Origin of the sequence: Planococcus sp. A6 (assembly GCF_028823615.1) — a bacterium.
GTDB lineage: Bacteria > Bacillota > Bacilli > Bacillales_A > Planococcaceae > Planococcus.
Genome location: NZ_JAPEHT010000176.1, coordinates 1 through 4913 on the forward strand (window position 1 = coordinate 1; position 4913 = coordinate 4913).

Annotated in this window: 6 protein-coding genes and 1 pseudogene; 5 read left to right on the forward strand and 2 right to left on the reverse strand. The window is 48.4% G+C overall.

Translation table 11 applies throughout. From position 1 onward, the window contains the following. Window positions 1–307: NAD(P)H-binding protein (locus ON064_RS16940; protein ID WP_274625693.1), on the reverse strand; the 307-nt coding region annotated here is incomplete at its 3' end. 131 nt (window positions 308–438) lie between these two features. Between ON064_RS16940 and ON064_RS16945 the strand changes: the two genes are divergently transcribed. Continuing rightward, the gene (locus ON064_RS16945) at window positions 439–723 is read left to right on the forward strand and encodes a DUF6509 family protein (protein WP_121300747.1); all 285 of its coding nucleotides are present in this window, start codon (window positions 439–441) and stop codon (window positions 721–723) included. 55 nt (window positions 724–778) lie between these two features. Here the strand turns inward: ON064_RS16945 and ON064_RS16950 are convergent, their stop codons facing one another. Continuing rightward, entirely contained in the window at window positions 779–1540 is a 762-nt protein-coding gene (locus ON064_RS16950) for a SurA N-terminal domain-containing protein (RefSeq protein WP_274625694.1), read from the reverse strand. A gap of 229 nt (window positions 1541–1769) precedes the next feature. Here ON064_RS16950 and hisC point away from each other — a divergent pair. The 4 genes and pseudogenes from hisC to ON064_RS16970 all read left to right on the forward strand — a co-directional run bounded on the left by hisC (window position 1770) and on the right by ON064_RS16970 (window position 4875). Next, window positions 1770–2850 (forward strand): annotated as a pseudogene (hisC, locus tag ON064_RS16955) (histidinol-phosphate transaminase). A gap of 140 nt (window positions 2851–2990) precedes the next feature. Further along, window positions 2991–3899, forward strand: a complete 909-nt coding sequence (locus tag ON064_RS16960; RefSeq protein ID WP_274625695.1) for an NAD(P)/FAD-dependent oxidoreductase — start codon at window positions 2991–2993, stop codon at window positions 3897–3899. Window positions 3900–3969: 70 nt separating this feature from the next. Continuing rightward, on the forward strand, window positions 3970–4269 hold the full coding sequence (locus ON064_RS16965) for a hypothetical protein (RefSeq protein WP_121300751.1): 300 nt from the start codon (window positions 3970–3972) through the stop codon (window positions 4267–4269). 234 nt (window positions 4270–4503) lie between these two features. Beyond that, on the forward strand, window positions 4504–4875 hold the full coding sequence (locus tag ON064_RS16970) for a nuclear transport factor 2-like protein (protein WP_274625696.1): 372 nt from the start codon (window positions 4504–4506) through the stop codon (window positions 4873–4875). Window positions 4876–4913 lie beyond the last annotated feature (38 nt).

A 4913-nucleotide genomic window follows, 5' to 3' on the forward strand; every position in this document is an offset into this window, starting at 1 on the left:
TAACGCCTTTTTGCTTCGCGTAATCCGCTGCTTTGACAGAGCCCCATAGATCGATGGTCAAAGTCTTGTCAGCGCCTGTTTTCGGGCCTGAGCCTGCTGCGAAAATGACCGCGTCGACATCGTCGAATGCATGACTGAAGTCTTTTTCCAAATCGCCAAGGACGATTTTCTTCGCGCCGCGTTTTTCCATTTCTGCACGCTGCTCTTCTTTGCGGATCATCGCTACCGCGTCATGGCCTCTTTCGGTTAATTCTTCTACAATATTGCGGCCCACTTGGCCATTTGCTCCTAAAACTAATACGTTCATCAAAATCCACTCCTAATTTTTTATGTCTGTTTGGTGTTTTCCCGTATCGGGCACACTTAAACGCCAAACCTTTCCGCCATGCTATCCAAATGGCAAGATGAAAGCTAAAATAGAGCAATGGAGGTGCAATAATGGAAATCATTAATTACGAAGTTGAAAAATTGCAAGACCCGACCGGCATCCTGACAGGTGAACGCTATGAGTACACGATGGCGATCAAAGTGGACGAGGAAGACGAACTGTACCGCCCAGGCGGCCTTGACTTGCGCCTGATCCTGGCGGTTGAAGACGGCAATGCGCGCATCGCCGATTATCATTTTATCGACAATGACAGTGAGAAGCCGCTTGATTTTGCGTTGGATGAAGAGGAAGAACAGGAAATTTTGGCGTTTTGCAAAGAGCGTCTCGCTGAATAGATAACGGCTGTAAGACCAAAAAACCCCTACCGGTTATGGTAGGGGTTTTTGAAAATTAAAGTTTTACTTCGACTTCAGCTTCTTCACGCAATTCCTCTACGCGCGCGAAAGTAGCTTCCTGGTCTTTTTGCTCTTGCAATGATTGGCGGATGGTCGGTTCCATCTCTTCAAAAGCCGGTGCTTCTTCTTCTGAGCTTTCAACGAATTGGTCATACGCTGCCTGGACTTCTTCGTCCGTCACTTCAGGTGAATCGATTTCTTCTTCGATATAGCTTTCGTAGACAAGCTGTTCACGCAATTGCTCTTCCATTTCTTCAAGGGTGAAGCCTGTTTCAGCAAGTGCTTCGCTCATGGCTTCTTCGTCCTCGAAGCTAGCTTTCAATTCTTCCATACGCTCTTCGACGACCGCATCATCCGCTTCGTGGCCTTTATCCTTGGCATCCTGCAATAGGACGGCATTGCCGATGACGACGGACATCGCTTCGTCTTCAATCAATTGAAGGTTCTCTTCAGTTGAAGGGTCTTGTCCTTGTGAAGCTAATGTCGATTCGAACTGGCGGGCGACACTATTGTACACTTTGCCTTGGATTTCTTCGCCATTGACAACTGCTACGACGGCGTCTTCTTCAGGAAGTTCGAGCGCCGATTCAGCAGGTGTTGCTTCTTCGCTTCCTGCGGCTTCTTCAGTTCCTTCTGCTTGTTCGGTCTCAGGAGCCGCTGCTTCTTCGTTTGCGGTAGATTCTTCATTATCAGAACATGCGCCGAGCACTAAGGCGAGGGCGAATGGGGCGAAAACAAATGTCATTTTTTTAATCATGTGAAAACTCCTCTTTCGTCAGTCTCGTTAAAGTAAACCACATTTAGGTGAGGGTTTCAAATTGTAGGCCGTGCCCCTTTCAGGAAACGGATTTTTCTGTAATAATAGAGACTATTATTTTGCTTTAACTAAGGTGGATATGCAGGAAATCCAGCTTTAATGGTATCATTATTGATGGCAGTACATATTCATTCAATATTATTAAAAATAGATGACGGAGGCGTACATAATGGCGAATTTGGAGAATATCAAAGCACGCAAAACCTTGGATCAAATCCAGCCTTACTCACCAGGCAAGCCGATTTGGGAAGTGCAGGAAGAACTGGGCTTGGAACGCGTCATTAAGCTGGCGTCCAATGAAAACCCGCTTGGCCCGTCGAAAAAAGCAGTGGCAGCCATCGAACAAGGCGTTCTTGGCTTGAACCGCTACCCGGATGCAGATGCCAGTGATCTGAAAACGGCAATCGCCAAAGAGCATGGCGTCGAAAAAAACCAAGTCATTCCAACAAATGGCGCGGACGAATTGATTACGCTTATTTCGGAAGCGTTCTTGGAGCAGGGTGATGAAATTGTCGTGCCGGACCCATCATTCAGCGAATACGATTTTGGTGCGCACATCATGGGCGCAAAAGTCGTGAAAGTGCCGTTCGCACAAGGCTTCGCATTTGATGTCGATGCCATGATCGCGGCGGTGACCGACAAGACGAAAATCATTTACATCTGCTCGCCGAACAACCCGACCGGTACCTATATGAAGAAACAGGATGTCCAAAAACTATTGGACGCTGTGGGAGATATATTGGTAGTGTTTGACGGCGCACGATTACACCGACGGCACTGAATTCATCCGCCAAGGCTATCCGTTGCTGACCTTGAAAACTTTCTCGAAAATCTATGGCATTGCGGGAGTGCGCGTCGGTTTCGGCATCGCGGCTGATTCGATCATCACATCAATCCTGAAAGTGAAAGAGCCCTTCAACGTCAATACGTTGGCACAGCTCGCTGCAACGGCGGCAGTGACAGACCACGAACACGTGACGCAATCCCGCGAAGCGAATAGCCGCGGGCGTGAGTTCCTTTATGAAGCATTCGAAGAACTGGGCCTCCCGTATACGAAGAGCATGGCCAACTTCGTCTTGGTCAAATTGGGTGACGAAGGAGAAGCGCTTTATCAAGACCTGATGAAAAAAGGCGTTATCGTCCGCTACGGCAAAGGGTGGGGCCTTCCAGAATACGTCAGGGTTTCAGTCGGCACCGAGGAAGAAAACGAATTCTTTGTCCAGGCATTGCGTGAATTGATCCAAAAATAAAGCGTTCGGCACGAAGCCTGTGTTTAAAAACCGATTGTCCGGGAGACCCTGGGCAATCGGTTTTTTAGATTGTCCCCTGTTTAATGCAGATGCGAAGGGGGAAGAGGGGAGGAAAACGAAAGTAGAAAAGGATGAACGCTATGCTATACGATTGTGCCATTATCGGCGGAGGCCCTGCAGGTTTGAATGCTGCATTGGTGCTTGGCCGTTCGAGAAAGAATGCTGTATTGTTTGATGATGACAATGGGCGCAATTTAGTGACCCGCGAAGCGCATGGGTTCATTACAAGAGACGGCATTTGCCCGGAAGAGTTCAAACGGCTCGGGCATCAGGAGATCCGCAAATACGGAAGCGTCAAAACGGAAAACGAACGCGTCGTCAACATCGACCGTATTTCTGAAACCCATTACGAATTAACGACCAAAAGTGGAAAGGTTTTTCATAGCATCAAAATCATCATCGCGGCGGGATTGAAAGAGGAGCTGCCGAATGTGCCAGATATCGAGAGATTTTACGGTACGACCCTGTTCAGCTGTCCTTATTGCGATGGCTGGGAAATGCGCGATCAGCCGCTTGCAGTCATTGCCGATAAAAAAGTATTTACTTTAGCGAAGGAAGTCTACACCTGGAGCAGGGACTTGGCGGTCTTCACGAACGGTGAAGGGCGTCTGGAAGAAGAGGAAAAGCAGAAGCTGCTCGCTAAGGGAATCAAAGTTTATGAAGATACGATTTCCGGCCTGGAAGGGGAGAACGGCAAGCTGAAAAGCGTCCGGCTGGAAGATGGGACCTTGATCGACCGCAGTGCCGGTTTCGTCACGCCTTTATGGAGCCATGCCACCAATTTCGCCAAAGAGCTCGGCTGCAAGCAAAACGAGCACGGCGGAATCTTGACGGATGATTACGGGCGCACGAATGTGTGGAATGTTTACGCAGCAGGAGACGCATCGCTGATCGTTCCGTCGCAACTCGTCATCGCAGCGGGTGAAGGCAGTGCCGCAGCCATCGGGGTATGCGGGGATTTGATAAACGAATATTTCGATGAAATGTAGGCGCCGTATCAGTTGCATAGTCGCGCGCAGGTGCAGTAGACTTTAGGAAAACAGCCGGGAGGCGAACCGAATGGATCCGAAAAGTTTACTGTCTTCCATCACTTATGTCGACACGGAACGCTCGATCGTAGCCGGCCAGATGAAAATCACGCACACTGAATATGAAATTCATTTATACGAGGATAAATTGACCGCTTCGACAAATGAGTTCAATTTGATGCATGTCTGGGATATTTCCTATAAGACCTTTTCCGACGATGCCAATTTATTGTATTTGCACACGCATCGCGGCGTCTTGACCTATAAAGTGCCAAGAGATCCTGACCGTTTCGTCAAGACCTTTAAAAAACTGAAAAACACCAATTATTGAGAAGCTGGAATTTTTTCCGGCTTCTTTTTTTCGAGTAGAATGGTAGAAAAGGGGGAATGGATAAGGGGAACTAATACGCAGTCGGATGGGGAACTCTTGCGCTGATCAATGCAGGGCTCGCCCAAGGCAAAAACCGGAGCGGCCTTATGTGGTTCCTGGCGTCGCTCCTTCTTGGTCCCATCGCTACTTTGGCCTTGGTGATATTCGAAAAATTACCGGAAGAAGGGAGCACACATGATGATTGAACCGATTAAGCTTGCGGAACGCTTTACCGATTATGTCAATGGACAAGATGTCGACGGAGTGCTTTCCGTTACGGACCATAATGTTGAATTGATCAGTCCCGGGAAATCAGCTGCCGGCCACGACATGCTTGCCGAATGGGTGAAAGGCTCCGGCATGCAATTGGAGACGCTCAACAAATTCGCCAAAGGCAACCGGGTCATCTTCGAACAGCTCGCCAAAAAACAAGGCGAGCCGGGAGAATCCCATATCTTCAATTATTTTGAGATGGACGATAAGAAAATCCATCGCATCGGGCGCTTTGATGAACTGGACGAAGCTTTCGGGGAAAGCGGATTGAGCGAGAGTGATCAAGTAAAGTAAGCAGAACAATTCCTACCGTTTGTGGGAAACAAGATACG